The sequence below is a fragment of the Pontibacillus yanchengensis Y32 genome, assembly GCF_000770635.1.
GTDB classification, from domain to species: domain Bacteria; phylum Bacillota; class Bacilli; order Bacillales; family BH030062; genus Pontibacillus; species Pontibacillus yanchengensis.
This window is the reverse complement of the sequence record NZ_AVBF01000030.1, coordinates 32534-50376: the sequence shown is the minus strand read 5'-3', so window position 1 is coordinate 50376 and position 17843 is coordinate 32534. Positions and strand designations below refer to the sequence as shown.

General features: G+C 36.8%; 22 protein-coding genes. 16 read left to right on the top strand and 6 right to left on the bottom strand.

What is annotated here, in order from left to right:
• The first annotated feature begins 676 nt into the window (after positions 1 to 676).
• The 4 genes from N782_RS11835 (at position 677) to N782_RS11820 (ending at position 3045) form a co-directional block, all read left to right on the top strand.
• Entirely contained in the window at positions 677 to 1753 is a 1077-nt protein-coding gene (locus N782_RS11835) for a CAP domain-containing protein (RefSeq protein ID WP_036820060.1), read from the top strand.
• 84 nt (positions 1754 to 1837) lie between these two features.
• Positions 1838 to 2302: a spore coat protein YlbD gene (gene ylbD / locus N782_RS11830; RefSeq protein WP_052111309.1), complete on the top strand. Its 465-nt coding sequence runs from the start codon at positions 1838 to 1840 to the stop codon at positions 2300 to 2302.
• Between the two features lie 12 nt (positions 2303 to 2314).
• Positions 2315 to 2548 carry a YlbE-like family protein gene (locus N782_RS11825; protein ID WP_036820057.1) on the top strand — a complete coding sequence of 78 codons (234 nt, stop codon included), beginning with the start codon at positions 2315 to 2317 and terminating at the stop codon, positions 2546 to 2548.
• Positions 2549 to 2604: 56 nt separating this feature from the next.
• The gene (locus N782_RS11820; protein WP_036820055.1) at positions 2605 to 3045 is read left to right on the top strand and encodes a YlbF/YmcA family competence regulator; all 441 of its coding nucleotides are present in this window, start codon (positions 2605 to 2607) and stop codon (positions 3043 to 3045) included.
• 1 nt (position 3046) lies between these two features.
• On the opposite strand, the gene N782_RS11815 is transcribed toward N782_RS11820, so the two are convergent.
• A complete protein-coding gene (locus N782_RS11815; RefSeq protein ID WP_036820053.1) occupies positions 3047 to 3367 on the bottom strand; it encodes a hypothetical protein in 321 nt (106 codons plus the stop codon).
• A 284-nt stretch (positions 3368 to 3651) separates the two neighbouring features.
• Between N782_RS11815 and N782_RS11810 the strand changes: the two genes are divergently transcribed.
• Positions 3652 to 3930 carry a YlbG family protein gene (locus N782_RS11810; protein ID WP_036820050.1) on the top strand — a complete coding sequence of 93 codons (279 nt, stop codon included), beginning with the start codon at positions 3652 to 3654 and terminating at the stop codon, positions 3928 to 3930.
• 649 nt (positions 3931 to 4579) lie between these two features.
• Here the strand turns inward: N782_RS11810 and N782_RS11805 are convergent.
• Complete coding sequence (locus N782_RS11805) at positions 4580 to 4969, bottom strand: DUF7147 family protein (RefSeq protein WP_036820047.1); 390 nt, start codon at positions 4967 to 4969, stop codon at positions 4580 to 4582.
• A 160-nt stretch (positions 4970 to 5129) separates the two neighbouring features.
• On the opposite strand from N782_RS11805, the gene N782_RS11800 reads away from it, so the two are divergent.
• From N782_RS11800 to coaD, 3 genes are all read left to right on the top strand, one after another.
• A complete protein-coding gene (locus N782_RS11800; protein ID WP_036820044.1) occupies positions 5130 to 6569 on the top strand; it encodes a hypothetical protein in 1440 nt (479 codons plus the stop codon).
• A 381-nt stretch (positions 6570 to 6950) separates the two neighbouring features.
• A complete protein-coding gene (gene rsmD, locus N782_RS11795) occupies positions 6951 to 7505 on the top strand; it encodes a 16S rRNA (guanine(966)-N(2))-methyltransferase RsmD (protein ID WP_036820042.1) in 555 nt (184 codons plus the stop codon).
• Between the two features lie 51 nt (positions 7506 to 7556).
• Positions 7557 to 8048: a pantetheine-phosphate adenylyltransferase gene (gene coaD, locus N782_RS11790; protein WP_036820039.1), complete on the top strand. Its 492-nt coding sequence runs from the start codon at positions 7557 to 7559 to the stop codon at positions 8046 to 8048.
• A gap of 8 nt (positions 8049 to 8056) precedes the next feature.
• On the opposite strand, the gene ylbJ is transcribed toward coaD, so the two are convergent.
• Entirely contained in the window at positions 8057 to 9277 is a 1221-nt protein-coding gene (gene ylbJ / locus N782_RS11785; RefSeq protein WP_152600765.1) for a sporulation integral membrane protein YlbJ, read from the bottom strand.
• A 176-nt stretch (positions 9278 to 9453) separates the two neighbouring features.
• Here ylbJ and N782_RS11780 point away from each other — a divergent pair, with 176 nt between their 5' ends.
• Positions 9454 to 10251: a patatin-like phospholipase family protein gene (locus N782_RS11780; RefSeq protein WP_036820037.1), complete on the top strand. Its 798-nt coding sequence runs from the start codon at positions 9454 to 9456 to the stop codon at positions 10249 to 10251.
• A complete protein-coding gene (locus N782_RS11775; protein WP_036820035.1) occupies positions 10238 to 11257 on the top strand; it encodes a SepM family pheromone-processing serine protease in 1020 nt (339 codons plus the stop codon). Before N782_RS11780 ends, N782_RS11775 begins: the two co-directional genes overlap by 14 nt.
• A gap of 59 nt (positions 11258 to 11316) precedes the next feature.
• Here N782_RS11775 and N782_RS11770 read toward each other — a convergent pair whose 3' ends face one another.
• Together N782_RS11770 and N782_RS11765 are read right to left on the bottom strand one after the other, a co-directional pair.
• Entirely contained in the window at positions 11317 to 11691 is a 375-nt protein-coding gene (locus N782_RS11770; protein WP_036820033.1) for a hypothetical protein, read from the bottom strand.
• 151 nt (positions 11692 to 11842) lie between these two features.
• Complete coding sequence (locus tag N782_RS11765; RefSeq protein WP_036820031.1) at positions 11843 to 13069, bottom strand: nucleotidyltransferase; 1227 nt, start codon at positions 13067 to 13069, stop codon at positions 11843 to 11845.
• A gap of 297 nt (positions 13070 to 13366) precedes the next feature.
• Here N782_RS11765 and N782_RS11760 point away from each other — a divergent pair, with 297 nt between their 5' ends.
• The 4 genes from N782_RS11760 to N782_RS11745 all read left to right on the top strand — a co-directional run bounded on the left by N782_RS11760 (position 13367) and on the right by N782_RS11745 (position 15697).
• Complete coding sequence (locus N782_RS11760; protein ID WP_036820027.1) at positions 13367 to 13882, top strand: YceD family protein; 516 nt, start codon at positions 13367 to 13369, stop codon at positions 13880 to 13882.
• A gap of 48 nt (positions 13883 to 13930) precedes the next feature.
• Positions 13931 to 14104, top strand: a complete 174-nt coding sequence (rpmF, locus tag N782_RS11755; RefSeq protein ID WP_036820025.1) for a 50S ribosomal protein L32 — start codon at positions 13931 to 13933, stop codon at positions 14102 to 14104.
• A 270-nt stretch (positions 14105 to 14374) separates the two neighbouring features.
• Positions 14375 to 15145: an enoyl-CoA hydratase/isomerase family protein gene (locus N782_RS11750; RefSeq protein ID WP_036820022.1), complete on the top strand. Its 771-nt coding sequence runs from the start codon at positions 14375 to 14377 to the stop codon at positions 15143 to 15145.
• A 60-nt stretch (positions 15146 to 15205) separates the two neighbouring features.
• Positions 15206 to 15697 carry an RsfA family transcriptional regulator gene (locus N782_RS11745; protein ID WP_036820019.1) on the top strand — a complete coding sequence of 164 codons (492 nt, stop codon included), beginning with the start codon at positions 15206 to 15208 and terminating at the stop codon, positions 15695 to 15697.
• 51 nt (positions 15698 to 15748) lie between these two features.
• Here N782_RS11745 and N782_RS11740 read toward each other — a convergent pair whose 3' ends face one another.
• Positions 15749 to 16249 carry an N-acetyltransferase gene (locus N782_RS11740; RefSeq protein ID WP_036820066.1) on the bottom strand — a complete coding sequence of 167 codons (501 nt, stop codon included), beginning with the start codon at positions 16247 to 16249 and terminating at the stop codon, positions 15749 to 15751.
• Positions 16250 to 16524: 275 nt separating this feature from the next.
• On the opposite strand from N782_RS11740, the gene N782_RS11735 reads away from it, so the two are divergent.
• Both N782_RS11735 and N782_RS11730 read left to right on the top strand, forming a co-directional pair.
• Positions 16525 to 17412: a 2-dehydropantoate 2-reductase gene (locus N782_RS11735; RefSeq protein WP_036820016.1), complete on the top strand. Its 888-nt coding sequence runs from the start codon at positions 16525 to 16527 to the stop codon at positions 17410 to 17412.
• Positions 17409 to 17792 carry a DUF3397 domain-containing protein gene (locus N782_RS11730; RefSeq protein ID WP_036820014.1) on the top strand — a complete coding sequence of 128 codons (384 nt, stop codon included), beginning with the start codon at positions 17409 to 17411 and terminating at the stop codon, positions 17790 to 17792. The genes N782_RS11735 and N782_RS11730 overlap by 4 nt, the downstream gene beginning before the upstream one ends.
• The last annotated feature ends 51 nt before the right edge of the window (positions 17793 to 17843 follow it).

Below are 17843 nucleotides of genomic sequence, written 5' to 3'. Positions count from 1 at the left end.
AAGCCTCTTTTGGAGAGGCTTGCGGACATATGGTATCTTATTTGTGAAAAAACACACTACATTAAGGTGATTTAGGCCAAATAGCGTACTGGATGTCCGTCACGATTGCAAAATAGCCTTCAAATCGAAGAATAAGAGACAATATGTCCGCGAGCATAGCATCGCTTTGTGTCCTAAACCATTTTTCGCTTCGGGGATACCACGATTCAGAAAACGTCCCCTTCTAACCGGGCCATGTTTCCGTTCCTCCCTACAACAGCAAAGGTGGCCGTGGAACAAGGAGACTCCCGCCGGAGAAAGAGGTAGGCGAGACCCCGGAAAGCCCCGACCTTGGGCTTGAGGAGGCTTGGAAGGGGAAGTTCGACTAAGATCGTCACATCGTGTGACAACGTCGAACGACCCTACATCGTGTAGGGCCGCCGGCAGGACGCGAGTTGTTCCACGGCCAACTTTATTCCATTTAAAGAAACGGAAACATCTCTCATCCAAAACATATCTCGAATCCAAGTCTTCAATATAATGGTGCTATTATGGAGGAACATAAAACTTTTTCATTATTATATCAACACCAAACTTTAACACAGCCTTTTTCTAAGAAAGTAAAGAGATACATTCATTCATATTTGCTAGGTTGTCCTATTATAATAGAAATAATAGTAGGTAGGGGAGATAAAATATGAAACGATTAAACGTACTATTTTTAATTATAATTGTCGGTATAGCGTTATATCCATTTTTGAACCAAAAGGATAACGGTATAAATGTTTCTCCAACGATAGAAGAAAAACCAATCCCTAAAACAGCCGCAAAAGAAGCTAAAGCTATCAATTCTACATCGCCCTCTAATAATGTAATTGATTCCACAGATGATGTAACTTTATTTGATTATATGGGTGTGTCAGATAACGAACTCCTTAAACAAATGGGAGAACCTGTTAGAAGGGACGAAACCCCATATGGGTACACATGGTGGATTTATAAAAAAGATAATCAGTACATCCAAGTTGGAGTAGAAAAAGGAGAGGTAGTTACGGTGTATGGAGTTGGTTCTAACATCTCCATAAATCCTTATACTATAGGTCAGGCATACAGAGATATATCATTGCAATTGGATTTAAAGGAAGAAGTGCAGGTTTCTTACGATGGTGGAACATATGAATTTCACTTATCAAAGGAGGATCTACTTAAACGACCTATAGTGCATGTTGATAATGGCCAGTATATGCAATTGTATTTTGATAATTTTAAACAAGAGTTATCCTCTGTAAGACTTCTATCCTCAAGAGTATTACTGGAACACCGACCTTATGAAGTATATTACAGAGGGGAACTACCTGAAAAAGGCCTTATTCTAGAACAAGATTGGGCCACTATTGAAGATGGCATGGAAAAGCAAATTTTTGATATTACTAACATGATTCGTGAGCGGTTCTCCCAAAAGCAGGTAGAGTGGGATGAAAAAGTGTCTTCAGTAGCTTATGGTCATAGCAAAGACATGGCTATCCATAATTACTTCTCTCACATTTCTCCTCAAGGGGCTGGCCTTAAAGAAAGATTACAAGCAAAGGAAGTTCAATATTTTTCAGCAGGTGAAAACATAGCTGCTCAATATCCAGATGCTCCCTCTGTAGTAGAAGGTTGGTTGAACAGTGAAGGTCACAGGGAGGCTCTTTTAAGTGAGGTGTACACTCACTTAGGTGTAGGAGTTTATCGCTACTATTACACTCAAAATTTCCTTGAAAAACCTTTATAGAACTCAGTGTCTTTTTTGCACGTCAATTAGGTTACTGTCATATATGTATTGTATGACATGTGTGTAAAAAAGAGGTGAGTACCCATGGGTTCAAAAGAGTTACATCCATCTGTACAGCAGTTTAAAGAGTTTGTAAAGAAGTATCCAAAACTAATGGAAACGGTCAAAAAGAACGGTGAATCTTGGCAACCTTACTTTGAAAAATGGGTGTTACTTGGTGAAGAAGATGAATATTGGAGTAGTTTTAAGGGGGATGCGAACACAACGGATTCATCCAAAAAATCAACAGAATCTACCCAAGAAGACCAATCACAAGAGGATGCAGAAGAAGCCTCTGCAGAAGACAAAAGTCAGTTAATGGGCCAGTTAATGGGAATGATAGAGAATGTTGATTTAAATAAAGTTCAAGGCCATATAACGCAACTAAATGGTGCTATTCAAAATATACAGACATTAGTTTCTCAATTCCAGGATATGAAAAAATCCACACCTAATCAATCGAACTCCTCTTCAAATCGTCGTTCCCCATTTCAATTCGGTCGTGATTAAGGAGAGAGTACCATGCAACCAGGTGTATATCAGTATTTAGAAAGCCGAGAGGACTTACTCAAATTTATGAGGATGAATCCAAAGTGGTATCGAAAGGTAACAAGAGATCCAAGCGTTCTAAGCCAAATGGAACAAGAGTCCAAATATTACTTTGGGAAAACTACTACACAGCGTATAGAACGCTTTAACAATCAGTTACAAATGGTTCAAATGCTTATGCAAATGGCTCAAGCAATGAAAGATTAAATTCAATATTTCGCTTCTAGAATAAAATTTGATATGATAGAAGTGGAGGTGGATTTATGATAGCCACTAGCGAGTCTGTAGAAATTTTAGAACAAAGTGAACAGCTTGGGCAACTGGTATTGCAATCTGAAGTATATGAGCAATATTTACAGGCCAAGAAGGACCTTGAACAAAATAAAGAAGCACAACGCCTGATTAAAGCTTTTCAGGATAGTAAGGATCAGTATGAGGATGTTCAACGCTTTGGACGTTATCATCCTGACTATAATCAAATCATGAAGGCAGTCCGTGAGAAAAAGCGTGATATGGACATGAATGATATTGTTGCTGCTTATAAAGTGGCAGAACGTGAGTTGCAAAAACTTTTAGATGAAGTTAGTCAAATTGTTGCAGAAAGCGTTAGTCCACAAATAAAAGTCCCTAAAGACGGATTAGTATTTAAAGAAACAAGTCACGGTGATGGCTGTGGTAGTGGTGGAGGATGCGGTTGTTCGTAGGCTAACATTCAAGCCTAATACAATCAACACACATATTTCCACAGCAAAACATTTTTTGTTGAGGGACTAAAAACCTTACATGATAAACATAGTACGCCTCATTTTCTCTAACGTAGTACATGGAGAGAGTGAGGCGTTTTCCTTTCATTGCTTTCGCCGCAGCTAATTTCAATATCTCTTCCAATTCGTTACGACTTATGGATGTGACTTTAATATAAATAAAAGGAATGCCAGTAACATGCTTATAATAACAATATTCAATACTTGGGTGTTTTGACATATAGCGGATAAATTTATCCCATGCTTGCTCTAATTCAGACATGATTTCACCTTCCTTTAATTATACTTATGAGAATATAAGACATAGCGCTTACATGTCTATCACTAACGCCCAACGACTAATACGTCATACTCCTCCTAACCTAACCTTAAAGTTTAATAATGGACGCTTTCTATATCCATGATTCTTTTCAGGTTACGTCCCTTAGGAAGAAGCTTGTATGTTGTAAGCAGTAGGCTAGAGCTTTTGTTACGTATTTCCTTTATTGATGGAAATAGAAAAGTTTGCTAAACTTATCAAAAAGACGAAACGAAAGAGGATAACATATGTTTACGAATAGACAAGGTTTAATTATCTGGTTTCAGCACATGAAACATGTAAGACATATTAAGAGATATGGTCATCTCATTTATGTGTCAAAAAAGTTAAAATATGCTATGATCTATGTAAATCAAGATGAACTAGAAGATACTATGAATAAACTATCCCGTTTAAATTATGTTTCCAAGGTAGAGCCTTCTTATAAACCTTTTATTAAAACGGAATACGAGAATTCCAAACCTGATAAGGCGAAGGAATACGATTATAAATACGGTAGTTTATAAACAAAAATAGATAATACTAACAAAAACTTCCATAACCAAATACTAAAACTTATTCGCATGTGACTTCACATGCGAATTTTTTATTGTATAGCGTACAAATTATAAAATTCAATGATTGTGTATAACTAAAAAAGTGAAGTGGCCACGTTCAGCTCCAGCGCCTACCCCCTCGGGGTCTTAAGGCAAACCTCGATGTGTCAAAAAACGCCACTTCGAGGTTTGCCTTAAGCCTGTCGGGGGGTGACCAAGGCGCTTGCGCTTATGCATCGTCCAGCTCCAGCGCCCAGCGACTAGCAAACTTCCTGCTCCTCCTTACGATAAGTCAACATCGAATCGCTTACGCTCTTCGTGTTTCCTTTATCTCCTGAAACTTAAAGGAAGTTCGATTAAGAACGCTACATCACGTAGCAACATCGAACCAACCTACGTCGTGTAGGCCGCAGCATATACGTCGCTTATCTGGCGCTTGCGCTTTTGTTCGTATTAGTGAAAATGCCAAATCAATTCTTTAATCTCTTTAGTCAGATTGATATTTTTTGTCTATAGGCTTCGAATACACCTAAGCTTTTAATTCCTCAATAGCCTATAAGAGCCATTGCTTAAACTGATGGGGGCGATTTTGGCTAGTATCATTAATCATTCGTTTATATTATTTCATAGGTGGGATATAATTGTTCATCCTTAAGATTCCTGTTAAATGTTGGTAGTAAATGTCGGTTTCACCAAAATAGTTGCTTGGACGCACAGTTAGTTCAATTAGTTCCTTATCTAACTCAATAGCTAATTGAGAGATCAAATCAAACCGTTTATTTGGCTTTTCGTGTGGATAAGGGATTCCTTCTCTGCAAATATATATAGGTTGGAAATCTCCTGGCTGAGTTGGTTCCATTGCTATGGCAACGGAGGTTCTTTTCTCTTCCCCAATTACGGTATGAAACGCAAAAATATGTTTCACTCGGTGGGACATGCTTTGCCCAAGTGTGCGTAATTCATACAAATCTGAATAACCTTGGCCTAATTCAATAAAACGTTGTATCAATATTTTTCACCTCTATTGCATATTCTTTACGTTACTGTAGCATGAAGGAATAAGATTGTGAATGGTTACAACTTGGTTGATAATAAAATTCACCCTAATAAAAACTCCATAGGTTTGATAGAATAAAAGAAGTTGAGTTGGATAAGAGGGGGGAGGTCAAATGCGTCGTAGATTATTTGTTTGGGCTACTCCTATGTTGTTGCTGGTTACATTTCTTCTTACTTATCAATGGAGTATGTTTCAGTATGGTGATGCTGCTAAATCAAGCAGAACCTATCATCACCCCATAACCAATGTGGATGTAACCCATTCTCAAGGGATATTACATATCACCCAAACGATAGAACAATTAAACGAACAAGCCTACAAACTTGAATTTCCTAGCAATGCGAGGGATATATCTTGTCAGTATAATGAGAATGAAACGTGTTTGATAGAGAAGCGGGAAGGTAATCAATGGGTTACAGTTCGAAAAGATGAACCTCTTAAATTCCAATACTACCTAAATACTGCAGGAAAAAACATAGTACTTAGTAATTGGTTTATTCAACTCTCTGAACAAGACGCTATGCTTCCATATGACATGAATGTGAATTTCACTGAAAAGCAAAATCCATCTGTTCAATGGTCAGCTCCGGCTAATTTAGAAGCGGACATAAAAAAAGAATATATACGTTATTATCAATGGGAAAAGAATAAAACAACCAGCTTTCCTTTATTGCAATTCCAACCACAAGAGTACACACAAATAATTGCGAATGATTTGTACATTGTAAAAAATGGTGATTTCAATCTTTCAGTGGAATCAATCCAAAAAGAATGGAAGGATTCCATGTTTACAGGACCATATGTACTTGTATTGAATCATTCACTAAAAGACCAAACAGGAAATGACTATATGATACGTTCTAATGCTAACTTATCTACTATAAAAGCTGGATGGATGCAAAGCTATCTAACTTCTAACTATAAGATACCTGAAGATCAAACATGGCTTATACAGATTGTGCAACAAGTTTTTGAACCTCGCGAGGATGTTCCAGAGAAAGTGAAGTTTGCAGCCGATGAAATAACTTCTGTCCTATCTTCTGAACAAATTAAATTAATGAAGAACGAGATTTTCTCTTCTGGGAAGAGGGTAGACCCACTCGATGAGACATTAAATCATGTACTACAGAAAGTGTATGGTCACCCAACTCCTTATTTTGAAGAACTTAAACAGAATAGTAAGGAAACGCCCCCTTTATACTTTATTGATACAAGCTCTTTGTACAAGAATGATAAACCACTAAATGTTGAGTGGAGTCCTATCTTCCTGAATAACGAACGGTTTTTTCCGATAGCTGGAATTGCCCAACAGTTTAATATGGAACTTGTAGCACTCCCAACTGAGTCTATGTATATAATCCGTAGAGGTGGGGAATCTTGGCGTCTCTATCTTAATAAGAAAACATTTGTTCATAATGAAGAAAACTTCGGTGTTGCAGCAGAAGTACTTACGAAATTTAAGGGTGAAGTTTTTATTCAAGAAAAGTTTATAGAGGATTTATGGGGCATTTCTGTTAAAGATGTTAGCAGTAGTATATATCTACAGGAGTAAATAGCAAATCTCACACAAAAAAGCCTGCAGATTAGAAATCTGCAGGCACCTTTTTTGAATTGATTCTCATCAAAACAAAAAGGCAAAGGGAGAGGAGAAACCGGAGGAAGAACTTATGGGGAACGTAAGTCTTCTCCGTCTTCAAAGTAATCAGTGGAATACTGATCACTCGATAGTATTATGTACGTAGCTATAAATAGATATACATGAAATGGATAATCTTTTGGGAAAATAGTCTGTACTCTAAAAAAATAACAAAGTTAAGCTTAAAATAAAGCATAAGAAATCATGTAGGAGTGCTTTACTCGCAAAATGATTTTCGTTTTCTTTTTTTTGTGATAGGATTATGACGAAAAATGGATGTGAAGGAGGGAAAGCTTTATGAGAGTGATTTCTGGTACATATAAAGGAAGAAGTCTTCAACCTGTTCCACATAAGTTAACACGGCCTACTACAGACAAAGTTAAAGAAGCTTTGTTTCATATGATTGGACCTTATTTCGATGGTGGAATAGGATTGGATTTATTTGCTGGAAGTGGTGGTCTAGGCATTGAGGGATTGAGTCGTGGAATGGAGCGAGTTATCTTTGTAGACAAACATCCGAAAGCGATTTCAGCGATATATGAAAACGTAAAATCATTAAATGTAGAAGATCAAGTAGAAGTATTCCGGAATGACGCATTTCGTGCATTGAAAGCTGCTAGCAAGAGAGGACTTCAATTTAGCTATATTTTTTTAGATCCCCCGTATGAGAAAGTATCGTTTGAAGATTTATTTGAGTCAATTCATTCGTACAATCTTTTAACGGATGATGGGATGGTAATCTGTGAACATTCAGCCGACCAATCACTACCAGAAGAGATAGGTGAGTTTACCCAATTACGAACGGAAACTTATTCAAGTATAATAACGATTAGCCTTTATCAATACCAATGACTAGGATTATTTCTTATTGGTTAAGGTAGGGGGAAGAAAGGAGCCAATTCCATGTCCACATTAGCAATTTGCCCTGGAAGTTTTGACCCTGTAACATATGGTCACTTAGATATTATAGAAAGAGGTTCTAAAGTGTTTGATCATGTCATTGTAGCTGTATTCAATAATCGTTCAAAAGATCCTCTCTTTAGTGTTGAAGAAAGAATGGATCTACTGAAAGAAGTTACGAAAGATATGGACAATGTGACGATTGATTCAAGTAGTGGATTATTGATGGATTATGCTGCGGAGAAAGGTGCTAATGTTATTGTAAGAGGTTTGCGTGCAGTAAGTGACTTTGAATATGAGATGCAAATCACTTCAATGAATAGAAAGTTAAATGAGGATATTGAAACCTTTTTTGTAATGACAAATAATCAATATTCATTTTTAAGTTCTAGCATTGTAAAGGAAGTTTCGAAATACGAAGGTGCTGTTACAGATTTAGTTCCACAAGTTGTTGAAGAAGCACTTAAAACAAAATTTACTCAACAAGCCCGATGATCTATTGATCAAACGGGCTTGTTTTCCGTCAGTATTCGTCTAAAAAGAATTAGAACTGCTAACCCTAAGGATAGTACTGTAATAAGTGGTCCATAATCTGACAGCCATAATAAGCAATCATACCAGAATGAGGGTGTTTCTTTTGGTGAAAACACAGGTGCTTCATGATGTTTAAATGCTTGCCTATCTACATAAAGAGGTTTGAAGAGAAACAAAGCTAACATTGCAGCAAATACACCATGTAAAAGTCTTGCAAAAAAATAAGGTGCAAAGCGGATATCTGTTTCCGATAAAATGCTAGCTACTTGTGCCTGAACAGAAAAACCATTAAAGGCAAGTATGAAACTTACACAGATTACTTGTTGTAGTAATGTGGTATGTTCTACTTGAGAAGTTAATTGTGATCCTAACGTGATTTCAAATAAACCTGAAATGAATGGAATGGATAAATCACTTGGTAGGCTCAACATATTAAAGAATATGTTGAGAAAACTGGCTAAAACAGGTGTGATGCCTATTAGAAACAATAACTTATTAAAGACTGAAAATATTATAATAAATCCACCAATCATTAATAGAGTTTGAATCGATGTGAGTATTGCATCTCCAAATAGTTTCCCAAATGGTCTTCCATCATTAATTCTGGTCTCATGCAAGATTTGAAAGGCTCTGGTTATTGAAAAACCAGGCCTGTAACGTTCCGTTGTCTCTGTGCCTCTTCTTCCATAAAAACGCATGCATATACCTACTAGCGCATTACCAACGTAGTGACTTACTGCTAAGAGAACCCCTAATGTAGGGTTGTGAAAGAAACCAACAGAGATAGCACCAAATATAAATAAGGGGTTAGAAGCATTTGTGAAAGATACTAGCCTTTCAGCCTCGATTTTAGAGAGCTGACCTTCTTGTCTTAATCGAGCTGTTAATTTTGCTCCGGAAGGATATCCGCTTGCCATACCCATAGCCCAAACAAAACTACCAACCCCAGGTACTTTAAAGATAGGTCGCATAAAAGGCTCACAAAGTAATCCAATAAACCTTACTACTCCAAATCCAATCAGTAATTCTGCAGTTATAAAGAACGGAAGTAAGGATGGGAAAACAATCTCCCACCACATATTCAATCCTCTTATCGATGCCTCTAATGATTGATCAGGATAACGAATTAATGCAGAGGCTATAAAAAGTGCCATACAAGCAAGTACGATGGATTTAAACATAGATTTCATAATACAGCCTCCCAGACATATCAGTGCAGTCATGAGCCTGTACTTCTCATTATGTACATAGTAGAATGTTCATAAAAACGTCCAAAAGTACAAGCGTTTCTCTATCACTATACGCTCATGAGAAATGGATTTATGCCATAAAATGATAAAAGAATCACGTGAAGGGGGAGGCGTAAGTGGTAAAGCCAACAATTGGAATAGCATTAGGTTCAGGTGGGGCAAGGGGCTTTGCTCATTTAGGTGTTTTAAAGGCATTAAAAAAGGCAAACATCCCAATAGATGTGGTGGCTGGTAGTAGTATGGGGGCGTTAGTTGGATCACTTTATTGTGCAGGGCAAGACTTGTCTCACATGCATAAATTAGCAAGTACATTTAAACGAAAATATTACTTAGATTTCACTGTCCCAAAGATGGGATTTATTCAAGGGAACAGAATTAAAGAATACATGCGCATGTTTACGTATCGAAAAAATATAGAAGACTTGCCGACTCCACTCTCGATTATAGCTACAGATTTATATACAGGTGAGAAAGTTGTATTTACTAAAGGAAGTGTAGCAGACGCTGTGAGGGCCAGTATTTCTATCCCTGGAATTTTTGTCCCTGAAAAAATCGGAGAGAGACTGTTTATAGATGGAGGGGTCGTTGATAGAGTACCTGTCTCAGTAACAAGACAAATGGGGGCAGATATCGTAATTGGGGTGGATTGTGCCCATTTTAAAGCGCAAAATGAAGTTACCTCCATTTATGATGTGATTATTCAAAGCATTGACATTATGCAGGATGAATTTATTAGGCAAATAAAACTCGATGCAGATATTATGTTACGTCCAAATGTCGCACAATATAGTTCAAGGGCTTTTACAGATACAGAAGAAATTATCAAACAGGGGGAAGTGGAAGCTGAAGCTCATATAGACGACATTTTACAATGTATACACAATTGGAAGGAGCCCAAGGATGAATCAGAATAAAAGGTATTTACTTTTTGGGGCTATAGTTGCAGTACTTGTTTTTTTCTTATCTTTCTATAGGTTGCCCTATTACATTTATCAACCAGGTTCTGCTGATGATTTAAATCCGGTCGTTCAGGTAGAGGGGGGATATAAGAGTGCAGGTGAAATGCACCTAGTTACAGTACGGGGCGGGCAAGCCACCCTCTTACAATATGGAATGGCAAAACTACGTCCCTATCATGAAGTTTATGAAAAAGAAGACATTATTCCTGAGGGTGTAAGCCAAAACGAATATAGACATGCACAAATTCAAATGATGGAATCGTCTCAGGAAGCAGCGACTGTAGTAGCGTATGAAGCAGCAGAGAAAGAAATTGACATAAAATACGAAGGTGTATATGTCATGCATGTTATGGCAGACGTCCCAGCCAAGGATGTTCTAAAGGTAGGAGATCGAATCATTAAAGTAGATGACAAAGATATCGAAAAATCTGAGGATTTGTTGGAATATGTTAAGAAAAAGAACTTAGGTGATGAAATAACAATCACTTTTGAACGGAATGATGAAACTATAACCGAGACGGTGGAGATGGTGAAACATCCTGAAGAGGATCGTGCTATTATCGGAATTACCCTTGTAACTGACCGGAATGTTAAGGTTGATCCTCCAGTCAATTTTAAGAGTGGCGAAATAGGTGGTCCAAGTGCAGGGATGATGTTCTCTTTAGAAATTTATGATCAATTAACAGAACGTGATATTACCAAAGGATATCAACTTGCAGGGACTGGTGAGATGTCTTATGACGGAAAAGTAGGAAGGATTGGAGGCATCGATAAGAAAGTAGTTGCAGCTGATAATGAGGGTGTTGATATTTTCTTTGCACCTAATGAAGAGGGTGCTGAAGGTTCAAATTATCAGGTAGCCAAACAAACTGCTGAAGATATTGGAACAGATATGAAAATAGTTCCTGTTGATACATTTGAGGATGCTTTATCTTATTTGGAAGAGTTAGAAGCAAAATAAAAAAAGCGGAAGCGCGTATCGAGCGCTTCCGCTTTTGTTTATTCGTTTTGCCTTTGCTTTCAAGCAGTAACATCGAAGATATAATAATCAGAAGTGTACATGACTGTTTTAACAACTGTTTTGTTTTGATCTTTTGTAAATATCAGGTCATTTCCTAATTTTTCTTCAAATGTCCAGCCTTTGTCTCCCATATATCGTTTTACTTCGTTATAAGGCTGCTTTTCTTTGGGGTTGTTAGAAGCGATGTACCGGTTTTGTTTCTGATCAATAGGTACATATAAATCCTCCCCAATTTGAAGCTGGACGATTCCCTTTAATATAGGAATTGGATTCCCTTCCTGAAATAACGTATCAGAAAACTTAAAAGCAACAGCTCCAATGACAATCAAAAAACTTAGTAAAGGGACTAAGAACCATCGGAGTATCTTTTTCAACCTTATGTCTCCCCCTATTTCTAAAATACTACTGTCACTTAGTAGACGATTTCAGTTTGAGTTAAGTTTCAATTTTTTTCTAATCCAGTTTGAGCCTTATGAAAATTATATAGGCCCATGTTTATCCCTCCTTAGGAAGGTGTGACCAATATTAACGTTCAAGATGAACTGGTAATATAGGTGGCTTGAATTCCCTATTTCGAAATTCTTTTTTTAGAGAAGGGTGTAAGACAGAGTAATAGCTATCTATAGATTTTTCTTCTATATCTAAATAGATGTGATTTCCTCTTTGTGGTTGATTAATAAGAGGAGTGTCCATCTCTGATTTCACATGATGTAAATAGCTTTTTCCTGTTTCCGTCATCCCTAATATTCTAACATATGGTGCTTGATTTGTTTTAGTGATATTTTTAAGTTCTTGCTTTTTTGTGTTCGTTAATATATGGCTGATCATACGCTGTAAACGGGTCCATGTGTACCGTTTAGATTTCAGTAAATTCACCCATTCTTCAAATGTTGTAGCAGAATTTATTGTTTTTTTAATACGATACTCCAATCCTTCTTCAACACCATGTATGGCTTTTAGCTCATCTAATGACATTGTGTTTATTTTATATTGGAGGAGGGGGAAATATAGTTCCCAACCATGCCAAGTTCCAGTTTGGTTATAATAACGTTGCATGATTTCAGTAGACTCTGGTGGTAATGATTTTTTAGATTCCTCAGATAAACCTTTGTGTTGAAAGATAGATTTACGAATGCTAGTTGCACTTGCGATTTTGTGAGTTATCGTTTCATCATGATAGCCGCTTTGTTTTCGTTCAACGGTTAATGGTCGGATATTTAATTGATAGTCTAATATGGTTTTTACGTAGCTAAATCCCAATATATTGTTAGGCTGAGACAAATCAATTGCACCCGTAGTTAATCCGATGTGTTCATAAGCCATTCGACTAGCTTGGGGAAAAGCATTTCCCTCTTGTAAGTATTCTTTTAAAACGATATTGTACTGATCTGTTTGAGTAGAAAGCGTCTCATATGCATCTAAAAAGGGCTCTATATCCCCTTGTTCACTACCAAAACAAATCGATTCTACATTCATTGCATCCAAAGTAAGTACTGCACCTCTTGCAAACAGGTCACTATTCTGTACTGCATAGACATATGGCAATTCAATGACAAGGTCTACTCCTGCACGTAGTGCTATTTCAGCTCGATGCCATTTATCAATTATAGCTGGTTCCCCGCGTTGTAAGAAATTCCCGCTCATTACAGCAATCATACAATCAGCTTCCGAAGCAATCCTAGCTTGTTCTAAATGATAGAGATGCCCATAATGAAAAGGGTTATATTCTACAATCAATCCACTTGCTTTCATGTATAATCTCCTTTATACTTACTTTTCCATTGAATTCACTAGTGTAGGTTTAGCCATTCTACAACTTAGTTATACTGAACAATAGTACATTTGTTATATAAAACATATCTAGAACAAAGAGGAAAATCAACTGGTGCTATTGTATTTTTACAGATTAACTTGAAATCGTTTATTCTAATATGGCATGTTAATATATAGAGTACACTACTATTAATAAGATATAAGACTGTAAAGAAAAAATATTGACAAATTGTTATTTTCCTTTTAAAATAACTTTTGTTGCCTTGAGGTGATTACATGAAATTTCCCTTACAGAAATTGAAGGCTGCTACTGATGCAGAGCCCCTTCGATTTGAAAATGATGTTGATATTTCAGAGCTTGAACAAATGAACAACGATATTCGATCCATTCCACCTGTACATGTTAAAGGAAGTGCAGTGACACGTGGTGAAGAGATAACATTTACCTTCACGGTTGCTGGATCTATGACATTACCATGTGCACGTACGCTTACAGATGTGGAATATCCATTTTCCTTCGAAGTGAGCGAAGTCTTTTCCCTTTCTCGTTATCATCAAGAAGGAGAAGAAGAGATTCACGAAATTGATGGAGAAATCCTTGACTTAACGCCTTATATAAAGGAAAATGTAATATTGGAAGTTCCTTTGCAAGTATTTGCTGATGAAAAGGTGTTAGATAACGCACCTGAAGAAGGACAGGGCTGGCAACTGGTTACGGAGCAAAAGCAGGAAGAGAAAGTTGATCCGCGCCTTGCAAAGCTTCAGAACTTATTAAACGAAGAGAATGAGTAAGAGATCCATCACATAGAATCTGGATCGTGCAAGAAGGAGGTGTAAGACATGGCAGTACCAAAAAGAAGAACGTCTAAAAAGGTGAAAAACCAACGTCGTACTCACAAGAAACTACACTTACCAGGCTTGGTTGAGTGCCAAAACTGCGGTGAATACACTAAGCCACACCATGTTTGCAAATCTTGTGGACAATACAATGGTAAACAAGTGGTTGAACAATAAACCGTTATTAAAAAAACACCCTAACATGTTTAGGGTGTTTTTTATTTATATTGAAATTTTATAGAAGCCTCGTATAGTTCAAATCTTCAACCTCCTATTTCTCAATTCTTAATAACACTACTACGGGAAATTCATCCTTATATTGTTCTACACTATTTTTATGTTAAGACTAGCAACTGCGACAGAATCTTTTCTTATTTGAAGGCAGTAGAAGTAAGCATTTTCATGGTATACTTAAGACAACTTGTATTTTTGGGAAGGGGAAATGTTATGTATAATACTATTCGGTTTGATATACATGAGGCTGGGTATGCACAGATCACATTATCTAGACCTGAACAACGTAATGCAGTTTCATTAGAGATGGTAGAAGAATTGAAAGAGGTCCTAGATCAAGCTAAGGAAGCGGATATTAAGTGCTTAGTTGTAACTGGGGAAGGCTCAGATGCATTTTGCTCAGGAGGGGATCTGAATGATTTTCATGCGGACTTAACTTCTGAGGATGTTTTTAGCACGCTTTATAAAATGAAAGAGGTGCTATATGAGCTTGCACGTTTTCCATTACCTACATTAGCGATTATGAATGGTCATGCGCTAGGTGGTGGTTGTGAACTTGCAACAGCATGCGATTTTCGTTATGGGCCAGACTCCGCCTCTTATGGATTTATTCAAGGTAGATTAGGAATTATCCCTGGTTGGGGTGGTGGTGCTCTATTGTACAAACGACTCCCATCATTAGTTGCATATCGTATGTTAGTGGAGTCAAAGCCATATTCAGCTGATCAATGTCTCGAAATAGGATGGCTTCAAGATGTATATGATCAATCCTATATAAAAGAAGAGATGGAGCGTATTTTGCAACCCTTCCTATCAAAGTCAACAGACCAGATTAAAGAATTTAAACAACAATATATTCGATATGAATTACCAATCTCTCTTTCTGTAGAGATGGTTGAAGAAGTAAGGCGTTGTTCAGCACTTTGGGGAAATGATCAGCATAAACAGGCAGTAAATACCTTTTTAGCAGAAAAAAACAAGTGATCTAGTCTATCGCTCCTATTATACGCATACATTCATATTAAATGTGATAGGAGGGATAGAATGAACGCTACAAGACAAGATGCTTGGACTCAAGATGAAGATGTTCTGCTAGCGGAAACGGTATTGCGCTATATACGCATAGGTGGAACACAATTAGAGGCTTTTGAGGAAGTTGCAAAACGTTTATCGAGAACATCAGCGGCTTGTGGATTCCGTTGGAACGCAACAGTTCGTAAGCAGTATCAAAAAGGAATACAATTAGCCAAAGAAGAACGTAAGAAATCTGGAAAAGGGCAATTAGAAAAGGTGATACCATCATCGTCAAATAAAGAGAAGGAAGACGATCAATTCTCTATAGATGATGCGATTTCATTCTTGGAAAATATGAAACAAACTTATACCATTAATCCTGTTCAAACACAAGAAGAAAAAATGGAAGAATTAACAAAAGAAAATGAAGCATTAAAGGAGCAGATGAAACGCTATCGACAGGCTTGGGAAGAAATAGGTAAGGTTTGGCAATGGGTTTATACATCACAAGAAAAAGGCTGATCCCCATGGTTCAGCCTTTTTCTTGTGATATTTTATTTGTTTTGTTAAGTATTATACATTTTGAGAGTTGGTCGCTTCACTCTCTTGTTCTCCTACCCCTTCAGGTGTCCAAATTAATGGATTTTCTCCCAAATCCCTCTCCATATTGTATTTAGCTTTTTGAAAGCCCATTTTCTCCCAAAAACCATGAGAGTTAATACGTGGATTGGTTTTGATAGGTAGATTATAACTTTTGGCAAAGTCTACAAGCATTTTCCCAAACCCTTTACCTCGATAGTCAGGCAGAACCTCGAGCTTCCAAAGTTCTAAGTAATCTTGAGGAGGGTCGAAATAATGATCGTATTTCGCTTCCACTTTATAGAGGCTCATTCTAGCTACTAAAGCGTTTCCAAAATAAATCCCGAAAAAAGGGGAAACGCTATCATTTTCAATAATATTACTTTGGAGGTCCTCTAGCATGGATAGTTCTTGATTACCGTAATTCTTAAACTGTTTAAATTCTTCTAACGTTTTAAAATTGATGACTAATCTTTCAACCTTCATAGGCTCCATCATCATAACAAAATCCCCCTTGGCCTATACTCTTACTATAGTCATTATAATATAAAAATTTTCTGAATGAAATAAATAGTATAAGAATTGTTGCCAATGGTATTTAAAATAGTCGATAAATGGTACTAATGGGATTTGGACTGAATTGTAGCGAAATAGAGTGCTAACTTATGAGTGATTTTTTAGCTATGAGATTCAAGGAAGGAACGCAATTTTAAATAAATATTTGCTACAATAGTCTGAAAGCAGGATTTTTTGCATAAAGGGTGAAATAAGTGAGGATAGGAATTATTGGTGGCGGAGCAATTGGACTTTTTTTTAGTTTTGAATTAACTAAGATGGGTCATGACGTTACACTTTATGTTAGACGGAAAGAGCAAATGTTGAAGCTAGTCAAGGATGGCTTATCGGAAAAAAATCATAGAGCCCCTATTTTTCTTCGTACAAAGCTTATAAATGAATTAGAATCCCACGATATTTTAATTATTTGTACAAAGCAGCATGATATACAAGAAATCATTTCTTCAATTACACATCTCCCCTATACTACGAATGTTTTGTTTATTCAAAATGGAATGGGGCACGTGGAATGGTTTGACTACCTACAAATGCCTATCATAACTGGTGTTATTGAATACGGTGTTTTGAAACACTCTGATACGTGCTATGAATTAACAGGTGAAGGTAAGGTGAAATTAGCCCCTGTTACCATCACTAAAAATAGTCTTATAGAAATGATAAAAAGCTTTCATAACGAGTCATTTAAAGTGGAGATAGAGGAGAACTGGTTCAGGATGTTAGCAGAAAAGCTTATCATCAATACTGTTATCAATCCAGTAACAGCATTGTTTAATGTCCCGAATGGTGCGATTGTACATAATGAATATCTACTAGACATATCCCAATCATTGTGTATGGAAGCTTGTGAAGTCCTTGAACTACCATACACATATATGTGGGAGCGGGTTCAAAGCATAGCTACAAAAACAAGTGAAAACATTTCATCGATGGCTAAGGATGTTCAACTCAATCGGACTACAGAAATTAGAGGTATAACTGGTTATATTGTTCAAAAAGCTAACGAACCAGTTCCTTATACGGACTTTATTTACCGATGTATATTAGCGAAAGAAAAAGAGTCAGAAAGGAGAAATGAACAATGACGCAAGTGGTTGCCTACATTTTAGCTGCAATTATTACGTTGCCGATCCCTATGACATTTGTGACGTATTTTTTTGCTAGGAAGGTGTTGAAGAATAAAAAGCGATCACTGCATGTGACTGTTAATATTATGACAGCTTTTTATATCCTAGCAGTAAACGCGACCATCTTTGTCGTTTTTGAACAATCCTGGTTATCTTATATCTTTATACTGCTAATTGTATTATTAGGAATCTTTGTCGTCTTACAATGGAAGTATAAAGAAGAGGTAGTTTTTCATAGTGCTTGGAAAGGTTTTTGGCGATTTAGTTTTTTATTATTTAGTTTTGTTTATATTGGATTGACCATATACGGTTTAGCCGATCGTCTACTATCCATGTAAGCCTTTATGGATGAAATCCTTAAAGCTTTTCGATACAATACGTAGATGGAT